This is a genomic window from Thiocapsa sp. C2-2m, from assembly GCF_041903745.1.
Lineage (GTDB): Bacteria > Pseudomonadota > Gammaproteobacteria > Chromatiales > Chromatiaceae > Thiocapsa > Thiocapsa roseilacustris.
The window spans coordinates 90,570-111,952 of record NZ_JBBWVD010000011.1; the positions used below are offsets into that span (position 1 = coordinate 90,570).

15 protein-coding genes and 1 pseudogene are annotated in these 21,383 nt (G+C 64.6%); 2 read left to right on the plus strand and 14 right to left on the minus strand.

Annotated elements, in window-relative coordinates; all coding sequences use genetic code 11:
* Positions 1-32: 32 nt before the first annotated feature.
* The 8 genes from AADX97_RS10415 to AADX97_RS10450 form a co-directional block, all read right to left on the minus strand.
* Positions 33-806, minus strand: a complete 774-nt coding sequence (locus AADX97_RS10415) for a hypothetical protein (protein WP_374234593.1) — start codon at positions 804-806, stop codon at positions 33-35.
* 35 nt (positions 807-841) lie between these two features.
* Positions 842-1,909 (minus strand): phosphate ABC transporter substrate-binding protein PstS, encoded by a 1,068-nt coding sequence (gene pstS / locus AADX97_RS10420; RefSeq protein WP_374234592.1) that lies wholly within the window; start codon positions 1,907-1,909, stop codon positions 842-844.
* Positions 1,910-1,982: 73 nt separating this feature from the next.
* Entirely contained in the window at positions 1,983-2,789 is an 807-nt protein-coding gene (pstB, locus tag AADX97_RS10425; RefSeq protein ID WP_374234681.1) for a phosphate ABC transporter ATP-binding protein PstB, read from the minus strand.
* A gap of 42 nt (positions 2,790-2,831) precedes the next feature.
* On the minus strand, positions 2,832-3,722 hold the full coding sequence (pstA, locus tag AADX97_RS10430) for a phosphate ABC transporter permease PstA (RefSeq protein WP_374234591.1): 891 nt from the start codon (positions 3,720-3,722) through the stop codon (positions 2,832-2,834).
* Positions 3,719-4,696, minus strand: coding sequence for a phosphate ABC transporter permease subunit PstC (pstC, locus tag AADX97_RS10435; RefSeq protein ID WP_374234590.1), 978 nt, complete (start codon positions 4,694-4,696; stop codon positions 3,719-3,721). The genes pstA and pstC overlap by 4 nt, the downstream gene beginning before the upstream one ends.
* A 224-nt stretch (positions 4,697-4,920) precedes the next feature.
* Entirely contained in the window at positions 4,921-5,976 is a 1,056-nt protein-coding gene (gene pstS / locus AADX97_RS10440; protein ID WP_374234589.1) for a phosphate ABC transporter substrate-binding protein PstS, read from the minus strand.
* Positions 5,977-6,121: 145 nt separating this feature from the next.
* Positions 6,122-7,282 (minus strand): YibE/F family protein, encoded by a 1,161-nt coding sequence (locus AADX97_RS10445; protein WP_374234588.1) that lies wholly within the window; start codon positions 7,280-7,282, stop codon positions 6,122-6,124.
* Positions 7,283-7,380: 98 nt separating this feature from the next.
* Complete coding sequence (locus tag AADX97_RS10450) at positions 7,381-8,949, minus strand: alkaline phosphatase (protein ID WP_374234587.1); 1,569 nt, start codon at positions 8,947-8,949, stop codon at positions 7,381-7,383.
* A gap of 138 nt (positions 8,950-9,087) precedes the next feature.
* Between AADX97_RS10450 and AADX97_RS10455 the strand changes: the two genes are divergently transcribed.
* Complete coding sequence (locus AADX97_RS10455) at positions 9,088-13,233, plus strand: hypothetical protein (RefSeq protein ID WP_374234586.1); 4,146 nt, start codon at positions 9,088-9,090, stop codon at positions 13,231-13,233.
* Between the two features lie 18 nt (positions 13,234-13,251).
* Here the strand turns inward: AADX97_RS10455 and AADX97_RS10460 are convergent.
* The 4 genes and pseudogenes from AADX97_RS10460 to AADX97_RS10475 all read right to left on the minus strand — a co-directional run bounded on the left by AADX97_RS10460 (position 13,252) and on the right by AADX97_RS10475 (position 17,561).
* A pseudogene (locus tag AADX97_RS10460) lies at positions 13,252-14,713 on the minus strand (AAA family ATPase).
* Between the two features lie 151 nt (positions 14,714-14,864).
* Positions 14,865-14,990 (minus strand): hypothetical protein, encoded by a 126-nt coding sequence (locus AADX97_RS10465; protein ID WP_374234585.1) that lies wholly within the window; start codon positions 14,988-14,990, stop codon positions 14,865-14,867.
* A gap of 145 nt (positions 14,991-15,135) precedes the next feature.
* A complete protein-coding gene (gene fabA / locus AADX97_RS10470) occupies positions 15,136-15,651 on the minus strand; it encodes a 3-hydroxyacyl-[acyl-carrier-protein] dehydratase FabA (protein ID WP_093186373.1) in 516 nt (171 codons plus the stop codon).
* A 188-nt stretch (positions 15,652-15,839) separates the two neighbouring features.
* Positions 15,840-17,561 carry a proline--tRNA ligase gene (locus tag AADX97_RS10475; RefSeq protein WP_374234680.1) on the minus strand — a complete coding sequence of 574 codons (1,722 nt, stop codon included), beginning with the start codon at positions 17,559-17,561 and terminating at the stop codon, positions 15,840-15,842.
* A gap of 322 nt (positions 17,562-17,883) precedes the next feature.
* Here AADX97_RS10475 and AADX97_RS10480 point away from each other — a divergent pair, with 322 nt between their 5' ends.
* Positions 17,884-18,939 (plus strand): PilZ domain-containing protein, encoded by a 1,056-nt coding sequence (locus tag AADX97_RS10480; RefSeq protein WP_374234584.1) that lies wholly within the window; start codon positions 17,884-17,886, stop codon positions 18,937-18,939.
* A gap of 233 nt (positions 18,940-19,172) precedes the next feature.
* Here the strand turns inward: AADX97_RS10480 and AADX97_RS10485 are convergent, their stop codons facing one another.
* A complete protein-coding gene (locus AADX97_RS10485) occupies positions 19,173-19,496 on the minus strand; it encodes a hypothetical protein (RefSeq protein WP_374234583.1) in 324 nt (107 codons plus the stop codon).
* Positions 19,497-19,565: 69 nt separating this feature from the next.
* Complete coding sequence (locus AADX97_RS10490) at positions 19,566-21,209, minus strand: hypothetical protein (protein ID WP_374234582.1); 1,644 nt, start codon at positions 21,207-21,209, stop codon at positions 19,566-19,568.
* Positions 21,210-21,383: the final 174 nt, after the last annotated feature.

Consider the following 21,383-nt stretch of genomic DNA (forward strand, 5'->3'; position numbering starts at 1 on the left):
TGATACGCCAACCGCGACCTCCGGCCCGGGCGTCAGGTGGCAGGGACGAGGTACTGGGGAGCGCCATTGCCTCGCAGGAGGCGAGCGAGGCGTTTCTTGAGCTTCGGCACCGTGATCAGCATGTCGAGGCTATGTTTCCGCGACTCCTTGACCAGCGTGGATGGATCGAAATAGGCCTTCGCGTTCTCCACGGAGAGGACGAAGGGTGGCTGGCCTTCACGCGCAAGCAGATAGCTCATGATCAGGGAACCAGTGCGGTGGTTGCCTTCGATATAGAGTTGCGGGCGGCTCAGGATGTAGACGTAGACACCGGCCGCGCGAAACCAGACGTTCTCGTCCCGGTGATGCGAAAGCCACTCCATCAGGCCGCTGATGCCGGCGCCTTCCTGCTCGTAGAAGTGCCGCTCGGTCGAGGCGATGTGCATGGAGAACTCCCGGCGCCTCTCGCCATCCTGTCCGCACAGCACGCAGGTGTTAAGCTCCAGAAGCCAGTGCGAATGTCCCACCTCGAAGGGGTCAAACCTGCTCGCCAGTGCCTCGTCGACCATTCGGTAGCTGGCCATCATATTCCGGCGGACCATCTCGGTCATCGGATCTCTGGGTGTGCTTAGGGTTCGGTTGATACGGTCGAAATCGATCTGAACAGCGCGCAGAGACGTATCGATCGCGTTGAGGTTCAGACGCATGGGGGCCATGAGGCGATCTCCGAAGCAAGAACGGCCGATCGCGCCGGCGCCGATGTCGGTGGTTGCGGGAGACGTCTTGACCGTGACGCGTGCCCGCGCCTCGGTCTCCGAAGGATCCATCCCTGGATCGACCTTCTCGACGGATGTGATTCCGACTATCGGATGGTTCCGAGGGCGCGTGACGCTGCGGAGACGATGTTGGCCGGAAGCGGAATGTAACCCAGCTCCTCGGCGATCGGCTGTCCCTCGTTCAGGGCCCAAGTCACTGCGGCCTTCAGCGCCGCCGCCTTCTCGGGCTCCGGATAGGCGCCATAGAGCAAGAGCCAAGACAAACTGACGATGGGGTAGGCATCCGGCGCCTCCGGATCGGGAACGAAGAGCCGCAGATTCTCGGGCATGCGGGCCTCGGCCGCTGCCTCGAGGGTGCGTCGCCCGCTCTCGGCATCCGGTCTGACGAAGTTACCGGCCTTGTTCTGCAGGGTGGCAATCGGCAGTCCAAGACGGCTCGCGAAATAGTATTCGATGTAGCCGATCGACCCGTGGCTGATCTTGATCTTGTGCGCGACCCCTTCGTTGCCGTTGCCGGTCATGGCCCCGCCGGGCCATTCCATCAGGGTTCCGGTACCCGGACCCTCGTTCAGCCAAGCCGGGCTGATGGTGCTGAGATGGTTGGTGAAGACGAAGGTGGTCCCGGAGCCATCGCGGCGCACCACCGTCTGGATCAGCTTCGAAGGAAGGTCGAGATCCGGATTGGCCGCGACGATACGGGGATCGTCCCATTGCCAGATCTTGCCCAGAAAGATGTCGACATAGACATCGCGCGGTAGCCGCAGCTCGCCTTCCACGCCCGGCAGGTTGTAGGCGAGCACGACCATACCGGCGGTGGCCGGGATCAGCTTGGTACCCCGCGCGACTTGGGCGATCTGCTCGTCCGTCATGGCGGAGTCGCTGGCGCCGAAGTCGACCGTCTCGGCGATGAAGCGCTTTACGCCCTCGCCGCTGCCGACGCCTTCATAGCTGAAGCGCGCCTCTGATTGCTCCTCGTTGTAGCGGCGAAGCCACTCTTGGTAGATCGGCTCGGGGAAGGTGGCACCTGCCCCGGTAATCTGCAGCCCGGTCGGGGAATCCGTCGTCGGTTCCGTCGACTCCCCGCCGCATGCCGTCAATAGGATGGAGACAAAGACCGCCGAAGCGGCGCGCCTAACCCCGGGAAGACTCGTCATGGCCCGTCCTCGTGAACTGAAATGGATGGGCGCGCACCAAGCCGCACCACGGCGGGCGCGCGCTGCGACAGGATCAGCTGAATTCGCCGGAGACGTATTGCTTGGTGAGCTCCTCTTGGGGGTCTTCGAAGATCTGGCGGGTCTCGCCCATCTCGACCAGATAGCCGGTGCGTCCGCCTTGCGAGATGTCGACACCGAAGAAGGCCGTGGTGTCGGCCACGCGGGTCGCCTGCTGCATGTTGTGCGTGACCAGGGCGACCGTGTAGCGCTCCTTGAGCTCGAGCATGAGCTGCTCGACCTGACGGGTCGCGATGGGGTCCAGCGCCGAGCAGGGCTCGTCCATCAGCAGGACATCGGGCTCGGTCGCGATCGCCCTGGCGATGCACAGCCGCTGCTGTTGGCCGCCGGAGAGGGAGAGGCCGCTCTTGTTCAGCTTGTCCTTCACCTCCTTCCAGAGTGCGGCGCGTTCCAGCGCCTTCTGCACACGCTCCTCGAGGTTGCCCTTGTAGCGGTTCAGCCGCAGACCGAAGGCGACGTTGTCGAAGATGCTCATGGAGAAGGGATTCGGCTGCTGGAAGACCATGCCGATGTACCGCCGAACCACGACCGGGTCGACATTCTTACCGTAGACGTCTTGACCGTGGTACTTGACATGGCCCTCGAACCGGAAGATCGGGATGAGGTCGTTCATCCGATTCAGGCTGCGCAGCACCGTACTCTTGCCGCAGCCGGACGGGCCGATGAAGCCTGTGATCTTGCCCTTTTCGACCGGGACGTTGCTGTTGCGAACGGCGAGAAAATCGCCGTAAAAGACCTTCTGGAGCTGGCAGTCGATCACTGTCGGTCCGACCGGGGTGAAGGCCGCCGCGCTTGGCGCCATTGCTTCAGCTGTTGCGCTCATGACTGATACCTCGGGATTGGGTTACACCTTGGACTGCCCGATGAGGCGCGCCAGGATATTGAAGACAAGGACCATGAGAACCAAAACCAACGACGCGGCCCAAGCGAGCTCGATCTGGTTGTCGAAGGGCATGGCCGAGAAGTTGTAGATGAGGATCGACAGCGACGCGGTCGGCTCCATCAGCTCGGACATAAAGTAGTTGCTGAAGAGGGCGGTGAAGAGCAGCGGCGCGGATTCGCCCGCCGCGCCGGCGACGGCCAGCATGATACCGGTCAGGATGCCGGGAAGCCCGGTCGGCAGCACGACCTTCCAGATCACCTGGCTGCGGGTACACCCCATGCCGAAGGCAGCGTCCGTCATCTTCTGAGGCACCTGCTTCATGGATTCCTCCGCGGCCAATACCACGGTCGGGAGCATGAGGACCGCGAGGGCGACACCGCCCGCCACTGCCGAATAACCGAAGTTGATGACCAGCACCGCGTAGGTGAAGACACCCGCTAGGATCGATGGAAAACCGGTCAGGGTCTTGGCGACGAAGCGCGAGGCTCCGGCCAACGGACTGTAGGGATCCAGGATCGCCAGATAGATGGCCGCGAGCAGACCGATCGGGACGCTGATGGCGGCCGCGATGGCGACCATCACCAGTGTACCGATGATGGCGTTGCCGAAGCCGCCGCCCATCTCGAATCCGGCGGGCGGCAGGGCGGTGAGGGCCTCGATGTCCAGCCGGGAACCGCCCTCGGCCACCAACATGATGATGACCGAGAAGAGCGGGATACTGCCCAAGATCGCGATGCCCCAGGTGAGGCCGGTCAGGAGTCCGCTCGTCAGCGCACGCAGCTCGAACGGCCGACGCTCCAGGCTCAACGGCTGCATCGCCTGCGGACGTGATGTCAGATCGATGTCGCTCATGCCTTGCCCTCGAACTTGCGGACCGTGTATTGCTGAATGCCCAGCCCGATGATGTTGACGATGAGTGTGATCAAGAGGAGCACCACGGCGGCATACATGAGTGCCTGCACCTCGATCTGGCCGGCTTCCGGGAAGCTCGAGGCCAAGAGCGAGGCCAGTGTGTTGGCCGGCGCAAACAGCGACAGATTGATCTGATTGCTGTTGCCGATCAGCATCGCCAGGGCCATGGTCTCGCCCAGTGCCCGTCCGAATCCCAGAACCAAGGCCGCGAGGATGCCGGATGAGGCAGTCGGCAGCATCACCTTGAGAATGGCCTCCCAGCGGGTGGTACCCATCCCGTAAGCGGCCTCCTTGACCTTGTAGGGGATACGCCGGAAGGCATCGACCGTGATGGCCGCGACCGTCGGCAGGATCATGATGGCGAGCACCAATGCCGCCGGGGCCATGCCCGGACCGCTCAGCTCGGTGCCGAAGATCGGGATGAAGCCGAGGTCGCGATGCAGCCACTCGGCCACCGGGCGCAGCATCGGGATGACGACGTAGATGCCCCAGAGGCCGTAGACCACCGAGGGGATTGCCGCCAGCAGCTCGACGATGGTCCGGAAGACCGCAGCGAGACGGGCGTGGATGAAGTCCTGGGTGAGAAAGATGGCGATGCCCACACCGAAGGTTCCGCCGAGAATCAAGGCCAGGAAGGAGCTGTAGAGGGTTCCCCAAATCTCCGGTAGGACGCCGAACTCCTGTGTGCCGACATTCCAGGTCGTACCCGAGACGAAGCCGAGACCGTGCTGCGCCATGGCCGGCAACGCCAGACCGCCGATCTCCCAAAGGATATAGAGGATCAGGACAACGATCAGGGACGCGCAGGAGAGCGCGATGATGCGAAAAATGGAATCGGCGAGATAGTCGCCTCCGGAGGGTGGCCCGGAGATACTGCTTGCCGAGTCGGCATGCTGGAATGGATTCACGGCCATGGGTTTGAATCTGCCTGATGTGCGTCGATCGGAACGATGGACCTGCGGTCTCCTCGGCCTTGCCGAGCGGATCGAATGCGGTGGGTCCATCCGTCCGGGTCGCCCGTGACGGCGATCCGGACGGAGGTTCCGCACGGGCGCTTATGCCGGCTCACCCCATGTCAACCGGCGCGCCCCATCCCCCCGAAATGCTCCGAAGCCCCCGGTCCTGCCGTGCTGACTCATTACTGGATCAGCGCAGAGACCTCGCGGACCTTCTCGACTACATTCGCGGGCAGCGGGATGTAGCCCATGGAATCGGCGCTCTTCTGACCCTCCGTCAGGACGTACTCGACCAGGTCACGCGCCACCTTGGCCTTCTCGGGGTCCTGGGTCTCCGGGAAGAGCAGCCAGGTGTAGCTGACGATCGGGTAGGCCTCATCGCCCGCCGGGTCCATGATCCAGGCGCGCAGATCAGGGACGTTCGAGCCCGGCAGGTTGCCTGCGGGGAACTCGGCGGTTGCCAGGGCGGCCGCGCCGGTATCGGCGCCAGCGGCCACGAACTTGCCGGCCTGGTTCTCGAGCACCGCCGACGGGGCCTTGGTCAGCTTCGCAAAACCGTACTCGATATAGCCGATCGAGCCCGGGGTTTGCTTGACGGTCGCGGTGACGCCGTCGTTCTTGGGCGCCTTCACGAACTTGGTGCTTTTCGGCCATTGCGCCGATTTTTCCTGACCGATGTTCGCCTTGAAGGACTCGCTGATCTCGGACAGATGGCCGGTGAACACATAGGTCGTGCCGGACGAGTCGGACCGGACCACGACCGTGATGTCTTGGTCGGGCAGCTCGACGCCCGGATTGGCGGCGGCGATCCTCGGATCGTTCCACTTGGTGATCTCGCCCGAGAAGATCGCGGGATAGACGTCGCGGGGCAGCCTGAGCTCATCCACACCCTTGAGGTTGTAGGTCAGGACGATCTCGCCCGCGGTCACGGGGAGCAGCACGACGCCGCTCTTGACCTGCGCGATCTCCTCGTCGCTCATGGCCGCGTCGCTGCCGGCGAAGTCGACGACTTGGTTGACGAAATCCTGGATGCCGGCGCCGCTGCCCTTGGACTGGTAGTCGACCCGGACGCCCTTGTTCGCGGCGCTGAAGTCCTTGAACCATTTGGCGTAAATCGGCGCGGGAAAGCTCGCGCCAGAGCCGATGAGCTTGACGTCGGCAAAGACGGCAGGCGAGAAGGCGGCGGCCGAGAGGCCGCCTGCGATAGCGACTGTTTTCAAGAGCGATGAGATTCGCATGAGTCAAGAGCCTCCGGAATGGATGTTGTCGGGTGTCATGGATGGGCCGTGCGCGATTGTCGCGAAAGTGTCTGCCAAATCCGTGACACGGACGTGATGATTTCGTGACGGTTTTGCGGCGATTTGGGTTTAGGGGCGGGTTTGTTCAGACCGTTTCGTTTCTGGATACCATTCGGATCCAGCTCGGCCGCACGACCTTCGCCCGATAGAGCAGCCCGGCAACCACGGCGGTGAAGGGGGCGACCGTGACGAGGCCGAAGCTTCCGACCAGGATATTGAGGGTCTCGGCGGCGACGAAGGGCGCGTTGAGAATGTTTTCCGCCGGCAGACCTTTGGCCATGAAGAGCAGGAACATGCAGATGTGACTGCTCGAATAGGCGAGCAGCAGCGTGGTGGTCATGGTGCCGATGACCGCGCGACCGACGCGGAGCCCCGACGCGATATGCTCCAAGACGCCGATCTCCGGCTTACTCAGCTTGATCTCCTCCATGCTTGCGGCGATATCCATCGCCAGATCCATGACCGCGCCCGAGGAGGCGATGAAGACGCTGGCGATGAAGATGTCGGTCAGTCGCAGCTCGTAATAGCCCGAGTAGAGCAGCGACTCTGCGAAGGGACGGATGGCGCCGTGCAGGTTGAAGGCGTGTGCGAACCAGACGGCGAGACCGCAGGTCAGCAAGACGCCGAGCATGGATCCCGAGAAGGTCGCGATACCGCGTCTGGTGAGTCCGCCCACCGAGAAGGTGATGACGCCGGTCAGCACGGCGACGATGGCGAGGCCCGTCGGGATCGGCGGATAGCCGAGCAGCAGGAGCGGGAAGTACAGCTTCCAGAGTACCAGTGCTGCAAAGATGAAGGATAGTGCCGCCTTGAGCCCGGTGACTCCGGCGATGGCGATCAAGAGGACGGCGAAGCAGCCGATCAGGAGCAACTGCATCTGCAGTCGATAGTGACCTCGCGCCATCCCGTGGGCCGGCTGCCCGTCGACGAGGTCGTATTCGACCAGGATGACCGAGCCCGTTTCGTAGAATTCGTCGAGCTCCAGCTTACCGGTGAGCATGTTGGTGACGGCGATCTCCTCGCCCTTGGCCGGTCCGTCGAGCAATCGGACGGCCAAGACCTGGGCCTCGGTCTTGATGATGAGGTTCGTGCGGACGCGACTGTTGTCGACGTCGACAATCAACCCGCGCGCATGCAGTCCCTGTTCGACCGGCGCACCGGGCGGTGCTAAATCGAGGGTGAGCAGGAGGATGCAGGCGACGGCGATGACCGCGGCAAAAAGCCATTCGCGACCTAATCTCGACACGGAGCGATACCTCGGATCTGAACATTCTGAACGCGATAAAGGCGCCGCGAAGGCGGCGCCCGAAGGAGGCGCGGGTTCGATCTAACCCGTCGTTGCGACTACGGACATGTCTTCGCGACCGGCATCTCGGGCAAACGCATGATCTGGGCAAGGCGCTTGGCGATATCCGTGTTGTCGTAGAAGCCCGTCAGGAGAGCGGAGCCCCATCCCTGTGCATACAGGGGCACGGGAACGCCGGTATGGGCGTAGGAGGTCCAGCCGATGCTGGCGCGCTCGTTGAGCAGATGGGTGATGGTGACGACGATCGGCTCGTAGCCGCCGTAGAGGAGCTTGTTCTCGTCCGTGCTGTTGTCGTTGGCGCCGCACATGGACTTATCGTAGGCGTCTTCGAGCTTCTCCTTCTGGTAGGTGTTCAGGTCTGCCCAAGACATGCCGAAGACATCGGCGATGAGTCCGAGCATGACCGCATCATTGGCGAGATTGTCGTCCGCCTTCCAGGCATCGCCGGCACAGATGCTCTCGCTGTTGGCGGCCTTGTGCTCGGCCCACTGGTTTGCTTGGAAGTGCTCGTAGCTGTGCTTCTGACCGAGCAAACGGTCGTAATAGGCCGTATAGGCGGTCGTCGCATGACCGATAGTCATGCCGCCGGTCTCGTGATCGCCCGTGACGACGATGAGTGTTTGGTTCGGATGCCGGCTCGCAAACTCGATGGCGACCCCGACCGCGGCGTCGAAGTCCAAGATGTCGTTGATGTTGGCGACGGCGTCGTTCGCATGGCCGGCCCAGTCGATCTTGCCGCCTTCGACCATCAGGAAGAAGCCATTGCGGGCCGCGCCCCTCTCCATGTCCAGGGGCTTTCTCGGACGGTCTTCGAGACTCGCGATGGCCACCTCGACCATCTCCTTGAGCGAGAGATTGCCCTCCGGACGGTCGATTGCATAGGGCATGGCCGAGCTGCGGTCGAGCGTCGGGTTGATCGCGACAACCTTCTCCATCGGTTGTGTTTTCAGTGCCATGATCGACTCACGGTCGTTGAGTACCGTATAGCCATTCGTGCTCAACAGATCCCAAATGTTGTTCTCGGTATCGCCGGAGCGCGCCGGCCCCTCCGGTGCGACTAGGCCGCCGCCGCCGAAGAACTCGTAGCCGGTGTTTGCAAGCTGGGTCGCGATGTTGTTCATCAGACCGCGATTCGGCACGCTGGCATAGTAGGCGGCCGGTGTGGCGTGATCCAGCGAGACGCTGCTGATCACCCCGACCTTCTTGCCGCTTTCATGGGCGAGCTCGGCGACGCTCTTGTAGCATGATGTCTGGGTTTCGGGGTCCATATTGATGACGCCGCTCTTGGTCTTGAGCCCGCTCCCGAAGGCTGTAGCCGAGGACGCCGAGTCGGTCATCAAGGCGTAGGCATCGTAGGTCGTTTGCATGCCCTGAACCGGAAGCTTGGTCATGTTGAGCCGATTCTCGGGGCGCATGAGGTCAGCGGCGACCGTCGCATCCCCGCCGTTGATGGTCGTCAAATAGGCCTCGGTGGCTTGAACCTGGGCATTTGCCATGCCGTCGCCGAGGAAGAAGAACACATACTTCGGCAGCGCTGCGCTTGCCGATGTCGCCGCCACAAGCAGTGCCGTGGCGGATAGATTGAGGATCAGATTGCGCGGTTTCACTTGCCTTCTCTCCGCTTCTCGTCATAGTTGGCCCTCGACAGGGGGCCGGTTGACCGGTCGGGAAGCGGCCCGTGGATTGGGCCTGCCTCGATCGGCATGGCGCAATCTACAGAAAGACCCTTACTTTCTTGTGACAATATGCCGAACATTCCGCGACCTCTGCTGCTGCTTCTCCTGATCCTGTCGGCGCCCGTGCGGGCGCAGATCGATACCGTTCCGGACGGCTTCGGGGCACTCGGCTCCGAAACAGGTTCCGCACCGAACGTCCCCGCGGCTTTGCAGCCCTGGATCCCCTGGGTCTTGGAAGGCGGTCCCGAGGGACAGGATCAACGTCTCTGTCCGATCGATCCAGCCGACGGCGCACGCATCTGCGCATGGCCCGGGCGCCTGGATCTGACGCTGAGCGGGGAGGGCGGGACTTTCACTCAGGTCTGGCAGATCCTGGCCGAGTCCGCGGTGCCGCTGCCGGGCGACGCGGATGCTTGGCCGCTCGGGGTCGAGGCGGACGGGGCCGCGCTGCCGGTGGTCCAGCGCGACGGCCGGCCGACGGTGACGCTCGCGGCCGGGGTTCACTGGGTGAGCGGGCGCTTCGTCTGGGATCGTCCTCCGGACGCGCTCCTGATCCCGCCCATGGTCGGGTTGGTCGCGTTGGTGCGCGATGGACTTGCGGTGCCGACGCCTCGATTGGACCGAGCCAATCGTCTCTGGCTCGGTGACCCGACCGGATCCGAGACGGAGCGCTCGGGCGATCGTGTGAGCCTGGAGGTCTATCGACGCATCCAAGACACTCTGCCGCTCGAGGTGCTGACCCTGCTTCGGCTCGAGGTGTCCGGCGGCGCGCGCGAGGTGCGGCTGGGCCCCGTGCTGTTGCCCGGCGGGATCCCCTTGCGGATCGACAGCCCCTTGCCGGCGCGTCTCGAAGATGACGGGATGCTGCGGGTGCAGGTACGCCCCGGGCGTTGGGATCTTGATGTCGTGGCGCATCATCAGGGCGACGTGTTGGAGCTGTCGCGCGGCGAAACGGGCGCACCCTGGCCGGAGCGGGAGATCTGGGCCTTCGCCGCGGAACCCGCGCTGCGGCGTGTCGAACCTTCCGGACTCGATGCCGTGGATCCGCGCCAGACCGGGATCCCCGAAGAGTGGTCGCGTCTGCCGGTCTATCGGGCCGAGCCGGGCGCCGTCCTGCGTCTGACCGAGCAGGCACGAGGGGATCCGGATCCCGGGCCGGACCGTCTGCGCCTGGATCGCGAGCTTTGGCTCGACTTCGACGGCAAGGGCTACAGCGTGCAGGATCGCATCCGCGGTCAGTTGTCGCGCGGGTGGCGTCTGGACGCCGGCCCGGCACTCGCGCTGGGCGCCGTGACCCTCGACGGCCGTCCGGTGCTCATCACGCGTCTCGAGGACGAGACCTCGCCCGGGGTCGAGGTCAGACGAGGCAACCTTGAGCTGGTCGCCGATGCTCGGCTTGAGTCGGCACCCGGGCGCGTTCCGGCCTCCGGCTGGGCGACCGAGCTCGAGAATGTGGACGCGCGGCTCTATCTTCCGCCGGGTTGGGATCTCTTGACGGTCCGGGGCGTCGACAATCTGCCGAGTACCTGGGTGGGCCGTTGGAGCCTCTTGGATCTCTTTCTGGTGCTGATCACGACACTGGGTATCGGCCGGATCTGGGGCTGGGGTTGGGCGTTGCTTGCCCTTGTTACGCTGGGTCTGACCTGGCAGGCGCCCGGCGCGCCGCGGCTGATCTGGCTACACCTTCTTGCCGCCGCGGCCCTGCTGCGGCTGATCCCGGAGTCGCCCGTGCGCACCGGTCTGCGGCGCTTGCGGACCCTGGCGACGCTTTATTTCAGACTGGCGTTGCTGGGACTTGTGGTGATCGGACTGCCGTTTTTGGTCACCGAGGTCCGCGACGGGCTCTTTCCGCATCTGGAGCGTCCTTGGATGGCGTTGGGCGATGCGGGATCGGGCACCGGCACGACCGCAGCTCCCGCGCCTGCGTTCGAGCTGCGCAGCGCGATGGACATGGATGCGATGTCGAAACGCGAGCGGCTTTCCGACGCACTGGCCGAGCCCGCGGCCCCGATGCCCGAGCCCATCGACCTCATGGATCCCGAAGCGCGTCTCCAAACCGGAGCCGGCATCCCGGACTGGCGCTGGAACAGCGTCGATCTGCGTTGGAGCGGACCCGTCGGCGAGCAGGAATCGGCACGCCTCTGGTTGCTCACCCCGACCTTGAACCTGGTTCTGTCGCTCCTCGGCTCCGTTCTACTCGTGCTGCTCGGTCTGCGGCTGGCCGGGCTCGTCGGCGGTCGCGGTCATCACAGCGCGGGTCTCGCCCTGCTGGTTGCCCTGGGGCTGGGAACGGCGCTCGATACCGAGCCTGCCTCCGCCGGGGATCTGCCAAGCCCCGAGCTGCTTCAGGAGCTTCGCACCCGCCTGCTCGACCCGCCGGACTGTCTGCCGCACTGTGTCGATCTGCCCCTGATGGTCCTCGCGGCGGATTCGGATCGCCTGGTGCTGGATTTGATCTTCGATGTCGCGGTCGCGGTCGCGGCGCCAGTGCCGGGCGGGGCAGGGGGCTGGCTGCCGACGGAGATTCGCGTGGACGGCGAGCCCTCGGACGGCCTGCGCCAAGACGCGGCCGGTCGCCTCCTGCTCATGCTCCCCGCCGGCCGACACGAGGTCAGGCTCCTCGGCCCGCTGGCGAGCCGCGATCAGGTCGAGATCCCGTTGCCGATGCCGCCGCGTCTGATCCGGGCCACCGTCGAAGGCTGGAACCTCGAAGGGCTGGATGCGGACGGGCGTGCCGGTGCCCAGATTCGCCTCGTCCGCCTCTCCGGCACCGGCGCCCCGCAGGAGGCGTCGCTCGCCCAGGGCGCGCTGCCCCCGCTGCTGCGCGTCGAGCGGACCCTGCGGATGGGGATCGACTGGCGCGTGGACACCCGTGTGCAGCGTCTCTCGCCGAGCGAATTTCCGGTCTTGATCCCGGTGCCGCTGCTGCCGGGCGAGTCGGTGCAGACGCCCGGCGTCCAGGTCGAGGGTGCCGCGGTTCTCGCGGACCTGCCCGCCGGACGCTCGGAGGTGACCTGGTCGTCGCGTCTGGAGCCGACCCGCGAGCTGCGCCTCGTCGCCCCCCTGGATCCGCGCCTGAGCGAGGATTGGCGCCTCGACGTAGGACCGCTCTGGCATCTGGAGCCCTCAGGCATCGCTCCGATCCATCGGCTGGGTCCGGCCGAGCGATGGCTGCCCAACTGGCGACCCCTGCCGGGCGAGACCTTGGTCCTGACCCTCACCCGACCACCGGGCGTCCCCGGGCCGACATTGACCATCGATCGTGTCGACACGCGCGTCGAGCCGGGCCAGCGCGGGACCCTCTCGACACTGACCCTGGCGATCCGCAGCAGCCAAGGCGGCAGCCATGTCATCCGACTGCCGGACGCCGCCGAGCCGATCGCCTTCAGCCTCGACGGCCGCAGCCTTCCGCTGCCCGACACGGCGCCGGAGGTCGAGCTGCCGCTGACGCCCGGCTCGACGCGGGCGGAGTTGACCTGGCGCGAGCCGCAGCCGCTGGGGCTCGGCTACCGACCAAGCCTGCCGGATCTGCGCAGTCCGGCGGTCAATCTGAATCTCACGCTGAACCTACCGGATGATCGCTGGGTCCTCTGGACTTGGGGTCCGCGGATCGGGCCGGCCGCGCTCTTCTGGGGGATCCTGCTGGTGCTGATCGGGCTGGCCGCGGGTCTGGGTCGCAGCCGCCTGACACCTTTGCGCGTTCACGACTGGCTCCTGCTCGGCGTCGGCTTGATCCTGGCTCAGGTCTGGGTGGTGCTGCTGGTCATCGGCTGGCTCTTCGCGCTCGGCCTGCGGCATCGCTTGGACCCTCTGGCAGGTCCGGCCTGGCGCTTCAACCTGATTCAGACGGGCCTCGTGATCCTGACGCTCTTCGCCTTGGCGGGCCTGGTCGGCGCCGTTCAACAGGGTCTGCTGGGTACGCCCGAGATGCAGATCATGGGGAACGGCTCGACCGCGACCACGCTCAACTGGTACCAGGATCGCGGCGGACCCGCGTTGCCGGAGGTGTGGGTGCTCTCGGTCCCCATGTGGGTCTACCGCGCACTCATGCTCGCCTGGGCACTCTGGCTTGCGATGCGGCTGCTCGACTGGCTGCGCTGGGGCTGGGAGGGACTTTCCAAGCCTCTGATCTGGCGCGAGACGCCCGCTGCCGAGCCGAAGCGGTCAAAGGCGAAACGCACACACGATGCGGAGGAGATGCGGCTGGATCTTTGAACCTAAACCGCGCCGGATTCAGGTCAACCTGGGCTCGTCAACCATCGCGGCGTCGACCGCGCGCCATACGAGGCGTTCGTGGCCGATGCCGACGACGGCGAAGGCGTGCAGGTCCGTCAAGGCATAGCGTTCGCGCAAGGCGGCGCCGTAGCGTCGTGCTTGCTTCTCGGCCTCGTCGAGCTTGGCGGCGACCGCGGGCAGCGCGGCGAGCGCCTCGCGGGAGTGAGCGCGGATCTGCTCGCCGCTGAGCCCCAACTCTTTGGGGCCGAGATACTTGAGCTCCAGCAGCAGATCCAGCGCCCGGACGCGTCGCATGTCGGGACGCACGATCAAGGCGAGATCCACGTATCCACGCTCGGTCTCCAGCTCCGAAACCATCATGTAAAGCCGGTCGTTGAACAGGAGCGTGAGGAAGGCGGTCTTGAGCAGCAGCTCGTTGCTCCAGCGGCAGTCCCGATTGGAGAGGATCTTGAAATAGCGCTGCTCGATGCGGCAGCCGCGCGATATAGACGAGCTTCGAACGGTCCATCGCCAGATTCTCGTCGAGCATCCGGCGCGGATAGCGTCCGCGTTTGTCGAGATGCTCCAGGAAATAGAGGCTCAGGGTCGGGTTGTAGATCCGGGCCTCGGCGTCTTCGCTAAAGCGGTAACCGTTGTAGAAGGTGCGCATGGTGTCCAGCGCTTCGGCCTGCGACCAGTCGGCGTCGTCGCTCGCCAGAAGGGTCAGCACGGCGGCGATCTCCGGCTCCGTGAAGCCGCAGAGGTCGTTGAGCTCGGGTTCCGGGTAGATATTCTTGGCGACGTTGTAGCCGCTGGTCATGTCGCTCAGGACGACCGGCGAGACGCCGGCGATGAACACCCGATCGAGCCCCTGGCCGCCGGCACCGGCCTTGACCGCTTTGAAGACGGTCTTCAACAGACCTTCGCCGGAGAGCAGCGCTTCGTATTGCTCGCGCATCGCCATCAGGACCGCGTTGGCGAAGATGTCGTATTCGTCGATCAGCAGATAGAGCTTGTGCGGGGTCTGCGAGACCACTGTCAAGGCCGACTCGAAGGTTGAGATGGCGTTATCGGCGTGCAAGACGATAGGCGTCGTCAGGTGGTCTGCATAGTCTTGCTGGAATCGTAGGATACGGTCGTTAATGTGTTGGTGCAGTGCCGCCTCGATGTCCCGAACCTCGCCCTGCGCCTTGACCAGCGAGAAATCCCACCGCATGACGAAATAGCGGCTGTGCGACGGCGTGGGGTCGCGACCGATGGCGAGCGATCCGAACAAGGCGTCGAACTGCTCGGCTCGGCCGAGATCGTAGTAGCATTCCAGCATCGACAGCAGCAGGCTTTTGCCGAAGCGTCGCGGGCGGATGAAGAGCAGTTGATCGCCTGCCGCTTCCAGCAGCGGGATGCGGTCGGTGCGGTCCTGGTAGAAATAGCCTTCGCGGATCAGCTTACCGAAGTCGCTCAATCCATAGGGGAATCGCATGTCGCGACCTGCTCCGGGTGCGTGGATCGTTCCGCGAACATAGCAGGCTTCGATGTTGTGTAGGACGCGGTTGGGGCGTCCGTCCGAGAGGGTTACCAGGGTAATCGGCGTGTCGTTGCAATCGCAGCGAGGGATGAACGTGAACGGGTTTTCAGTGGTGCCGGATCTCGGTGCTTACTGCCTGATGCGGGTCCTCGCGAATCCCGGCGACGAGGCGCGATTCCGACAGACCCGCTTCTACCGAGCGGTCGCCGATGCGAGCACCGAGCAGCTCCACGTTACGCTGACTCCGGTTTCCGGGCGCGGAACCTGGGGCGGCGAAGCGCTTTTCGACTACCCTAAACCGCGTCCCCCACCAAGCGTACGGTGTCTACCGAGGATTCGTTATCGACCGAACCGGCGGGCGACACTCGGGACGCGGTTTAGAAGCCCTCGGTCGAGGTGAAGAGACCCACCCTCAGATCCTTGGCCGTGTAAATCGTGCGCCCGTCCACCTGCACCACGCCGTCGCCGATGCCGAGCACCAGCTTGCGCGAGATGACCCGCTTCATGTCGATGTGGTAGGTGACCTTGCTCGCGGTCGGGAGCACCTGTCCGGTGAACTTCACCTCGCCGACCCCGAGTGCACGCCCGTGCCCCGGGTTGCCGATCCAGGCCAGATAGAAGCCGACGAGCTGCCAGAGTGCATCCAGACCCAGACACCCCGGCATAACCGGGTCGCCGGGAAAATGGCACTGAAAGAACCAGAGCTCAGGCTTGATATCCAGCTCGGCCAGGATCTCGCCCTTGCCGTTGGCGCCGCCGAAATCGGCGATGCGCAGTACGCGATCCATCATCAGCATGTTCGGCACAGGCAGTTGGGCATTGCCCGGACCGAACATCTCGCCGTGTCCGCAGGCGAGGAGCGCGTCGCGGTCGAAGGAGGCTTCTTTAGTCATTTGGGGTGATGTCCTGTGTGTCTTGCGGTTCCAGTGTTTAGGGAGCTTCCTGCCTCCAGCCTCCAGCGTCGTTAGAGGTCGTCGGGTGGCATTGACTGCTCGGGGCGCAGTGAGTCTTGACGCGGCCCGTGTTCGAGTCGAGCATCGACTGGCGACTGGCGACTGGCGACTGGCGACTGGCGACTGAATCAGCCCGCCTGTAGCCGCGCCGACATCCAGCCGACGATCTCCTCGATCTGAATGAGCTGCGTCTCGCTGTCGTTGCGGCCCTTATATTCGACCTGGCCGTCGTCAAGCGACTTGTCGCCGACCACGATCCGATGCGGGATGCCGATCAGCTCCATGTCGGCGAACATGACGCCGGGGCGGGCGTCGCGATCGTCGAGCAGGACATCGACCCCGGCCTGCTTGAGATCCGCGTAGAGCTGATCCGTCGCCTCGCGAACCCGATAGGACTTGCCGAGCTTCATCGGGAGGAGGGCGACTTGGAAGGGTGCGATCGGTGCCGGCCAAGAGATGCCGCGTTCGTCGTGATGCTGCTCGATCGCCGCGGCGACCACACGTGAGACCCCGATGCCGTAACAGCCCATGGTCAGGGTCGTCGCACGGCCGTCTTCGCCGAGCACGTTCGCCTTCATGGCTTGGCTGTACTTGCGCCCGAGCTGGAAGATGTGTCCGACCTCGATCCCGCGCGCGATGCGGAGATGGCCCGATCCATCCGGGCTCGGGTCGCCGTCGATCACGTTGCGCAGATCGGCGACCTCGGGAAGCGGCAGATCACGCCCCCAATTGAGACCGAACCAGTGCTTGCCGTCCTGATTGGCGCCGGCGCTGAAATCGCCGGTCACGGCGACGGTACGATCCACGATGCAGGGGATCGGCAGATCCTTCGGACCGAGCGATCCGGGACCGGCGCCGATCGCCTCGCGGATCTCGGCTTCCGTTGCCATGCGCAGCGGCGCGGCGACCCCTGGCAGCTTTTCGGCCTTGAGGACGTTGAGCTCATGATCGCCGCGGACCAGCAGGGCGATCAGGACGGACGTGCTTTCGGCGGAGGCGGCGACCACCAGGGTCTTGACCGTGCGCTCGATCGGCTGAGCAAACTGTTCGACCAGATCTGCGATGGTGCGTGCGTTCGGGGTGTCGACCAAGCGCGCGGTCTCCTGCGGTGCCGGGGCGGCGTCGGCCAAGGCAAGGGCCTCGGCCAGCTCGACGTTGGCCGCGTAGTCGCTGCTGTCGGAGAAGGCGATGGCGTCCTCGCCAGAGTCCGCCAGCACATGGAATTCGTGCGAGGCGTTGCCGCCCATGCTGCCGGTGTCGGCTTGCACAGGGCGGAAATCGAGCCCACAGCGGCTGAAGATTCGGCTGTAGGCCCCGTGCATCTGTCGGTAGGTGTCTTCGAGCGAGGCGTCGTCGAGATGGAAGGAGTAGGCATCCTTCATCAGGAACTCGCGGGCGCGCATCACGCCGAAACGCGGCCGAATTTCGTCGCGGAATTTGGTCTGGATCTGATAGAAGTTGATCGGGAGCTGCTTGTAGCTCTTCAGCTCGTTGCGGGCGAGATCCGTGATGATCTCCTCATGTGTCGGGCCGAAGCAGAAGTCGCGCTGATGGCGGTCGCGAAGACGCAGCAGCTCCGGGCCGTAGTGGTCCCAACGGCCGGACTCCTGCCACAGCTCGGCCGGTTGCACCGCCGGCATGGAAACCTCCAAGGCACCGGCGCGGTCCATTTCATCGCGGACGATACCTTCGACCTTGCGCAGGACGCGCAGCCCCATCGGCAGCCAGGTGTAGAGTCCGGCCGCGAGCTTGCGGATCATGCCGGCGCGCAGCATCAGGCGATGACTGGCGATCTCCGCGTCGGACGGGGTCTCTTTGAGGGTTTGGATCGGGAACTGAGAGGTGCGCATCGGCAGGTCTATCGGCGGCGTAAAGGCGCGGAGTGTATGGTTCAATCAGTATCGAAACAACCGCGGGATGATCTGCTGGATGGTTGGAAGTCGCCGGATAGATCCGGAAGGCGTCGATGCGGGGTCTCGATGCGGCTTTGTGCTCGATCTCGGAGCGCCCGAGATATACTTAGCGATCACTTCGGGAAACCTCGGCCAACCCCATGTCTCGTGCGCCGTACGGATGTGTCGCTCTTTTTCGGGGGCGTCTCCTTTGGCGTCGGCAACCCCGACACTGTCGCGATCCGAAGGCATCTCGGGTCGGATTCGATTCGAGTGTGAAATGACAGAACGATCAGAGGATTGCAGTCCAATCCACAGGGCGTCGGTCGCGAATCGGCGCACTCAGCGCCGCATTTCCGTGCACATCCCGATCGAGATCTTCCTTCCGAAACTCACCGAGCCGATCACCGCGATGAATCAGGACATTTCCTGGGGCGGCGCCCAGTTCGTCGTCGCCGTGCCGCTCGCTTCCTTGACCGGGACGCTCCGCTTGATGTTTCCCTGGATAGGAAAGGAGAAGGTTTCAATCGACGCGGAGGTCGTGCGGGCGCAGCGGCTGGAGTCCGGCCATCACCAGGTCGCGGTGCGGTTCGCGAGCCTCTCGCCCCGAAGCCAAGCTCGGTTGGAAAAGCTTCTGAAGATGCTCGATGCGGCGGACGACTCGACCGTCCGAGACGCAGATGCGCTGGTGCGCGAGCTCGAGGTTGTGGTCGAGGACGCCGCAGCGATGCGCGAGATGCTCGAGCAGATCGCGGCCGGCCGTCTCAGCATTACCGTCTTCGATGCCTACGAGGCTGGCCAGAGCATCCGTCTCTCCATTCGCGGGGCGGATGGTCTACCCGGCCTTCGGTTGCGCGCACGGGTGCGCGAGGTCGAGCGGGTGAAGATGGATGGATTTGCCCAATCGGAGCTCTTCGGTCTCGAGCTCGGATTCGAGCATCCGACACCTGCGATCAAGACATTCGTCGACCTCTTGATCGAGCAGCTTCCGCCGGTGTGGAAAGATCCCAAGTCCAGCTTTGCGGGTGCCCCGGATTGGCTGCGCGCGATGCATCTCGCCCGACCAACGGAAGATCTCGCGCTTGATGATCACGGCGACGTTTCGATCCTGGAGTCGCGCTTTCCCGGCGCCTTGAAAAGCCTTCGCTTGGTGTGGGGAGACCCCGAGGCGTTCGATCTCGCGTTCCAGGAACTGACGCTGGGCAATCGGGTCGAGCCGGGAGGCTGGCCGGAGGATGCCTGGGACGAGCTGGGTTTTCTCCAAGACATTCATGACTGCGTCTACGGTCTCCCTGGAACCAGACTGAGCCGTTTACGCCCGACGCGTTGCCGTTGAGTTCGGTAAGGTCGACCCGGCGGCTCGAATCCGTGCCGAGCTGTAGACCAAAGTACAAATGTCCCGAGTCTATCTGGATAGAGATGCCCCTCACGGCAGGGGGACCGGCTCCCCATAGCTCGCGGGGTGCTATGCGTCGAGACAAGGATCGACCGTCTTGAGCGTTAACGGCTCGGACGTGGGCTACGCAAGGACTTCGTCCGCCGGCTATTCGACCACTCTCGCGAGCGCGATCAATCGGGCGTTGCGCTGCGCCGGCAGGGCGACCGGACGAGACGCCACACCTGGTGAACCAGCCACAGTGTGGCGACACCAATCACGGCCCACTGCAACAGGCCGGTCGTTCCGGCGCCACCCCCGACGTTTTGACCGAACCGGTCGGCCGCCTGCCAGCAACCCACCTGCGCGGCGCACAGCGCAAGCACCAGCAGCCAACGGCCGACGGTCTTGGCGGGTGCGGGCTGACGCAGGCTCGTGCGCGCCATGACGACCAGTGCCACCAGCGCACCGCCGCCGAGCAGCAGGAAGGAGAAGGGAATGATGAACAGCAGCTCCATTGGCGGGATCGATGCTCCGGTAACTGGCTATCGCGACTGCACCTGATGGTCTCGTGGGTCACCCGGGAATCAGTTGCCACCCGTCGCGGCCTTGGCAGGGCCGAACAACTCGGCGTAGCGCCCCTCGCTCCACGGCACTCCCCAGCGCCCCGGCTCGGTCAGGTGCCGGTGATAGCAATGCTCGCCATCAAAGAGCATCAGCGGTGCTTCCTCGTATCTCACGACCAGCGCGGTGCCGTCCTCAGTCCAACGCACCGCCAGTCCGCCAAGGGTCCAAGAGGCGCCATCCCCATCGTTGAAGGCCGACTCGGCGATGGCTTCCACACCGACCAGCACCAGGTTAGGCGCCGGTTCTCGCGGCAGACCGAAGGCGTCGGCACGGGCCGCCGGCGGATGGGTCCGTTCCTGGAAACGCCCTGGCGTATCGGTCCGATTGTAGAGCCAACAGGCCGCCTTGAGCGGCGTGTCAGGCCCATTGTAGTGCTCTGCCGACACGGGCCCTTGGGCGTCGGGGGTTTGCTTGGCGGGCTGGATCTCCAGCGCGGGGTCGGCGGGGACTTGGTTGATCCGAAAGACTGATGCCCTCGGATCCGCGGGGACGAGCAGCCAAGCGGAAATGCCGTCGTCGAAGAGCCGCGGCCGCAGGGCCGCGGTGGCTTGGCCCTGGGGCGTCGGCGACGGTGCGTCATGGATCGGCTCGGCGTTCTCCGGGCTTGGCCCCTGCCCGTCCTCGTGGCAGTCGCCACCTCCAAGGCCTGATAGCTCCACCAGCTTATCCAACCGGAAGGCGCCGGTGGCCACCTCGACGCGGAGCACTTGCAGCGTCCGATCGACCTTCATACAGCCGCAGCTCCCATAGCGCTCGGGCTCGATGTCCGAAGTCTCATCCTCCTCGTCCACGATGGTGAGCACGCCGCCCTCATAGGAGTAGCGCAGCTCGTTGTCGGTGCAGTAACAGCCGAGTCCAACGGTGGTCGAGCACATCACGACTTCGGTGGCGACGTAGAGCGGATCCTGTACCGCACCCGGACGGAGGAAGATCCAATCGCGAGGGTCGGTGAATCCGGGGGCACCAGACCCTTCCATCTCGATCACGTAGAGATCGGGCGGTCCGCTCAAGCGGCGAACCAAGAGGCTGAAGGGGTCTGGGCCGCAGTCCGTGTAGAGATCAGTCAGCAGACCCTCGGCCCCGGTGATCGCCACCCGCTCCTCGCCGGCAATCTCCAAGACGGCCTCCCGGATGTGAATCGAAAAGGCCGGGGCCCTGCCCTGCCGCAACAGGGGCAGCGGTTGCAGCGAAAAAGGCCATACCACGCCCCCAGCTTCCGAACGCCACTCTCCGGCGATGCGACCCTCGCCGTCCAACTGGCCGGTAAAGCGCCCGATGATCGCCCCCGTCTCTTCCGCTCGCTCCAAAAGCCGTACCTGATCCCCTTGGCTCCCGTCATCCGCGATGTGGAGCGCCGAAAAGTCGAAGCGATTCGCGACCGCGTCATACTGGCCCGTGTCGTCCAGGTAGTACCAGGCGGTCGGGTCGTCTGGCCAGCGACCCTGGCGGATCAGCAGGGTGATGGGGCGATCGCCGATGGCTCCGGCATAGGCCGCGAAACAGCCGTCCCCGAGCAGGCGCGAGAGCAGCCCGTCCGCTGCGGGCAGACTGGCGGTGCCGAGCAAGCCGGCGAAGAGGAGCAAACCGGCAATCGCCTTCGTCATGGATTCGACCCCTAGGGTTTAAGAACAGTGCGCATCCCGGACGACCGCGGCAACGGTGTCGTGGCAAACAGAGGCTAACAGAGAGGCTGACAGGGACAGACCACGGTTATGCCTGCCGACCTGGAGGCTAACAGGGACAGACCACGGTTATGCCTGCCGACCTGGAGCCTTTCC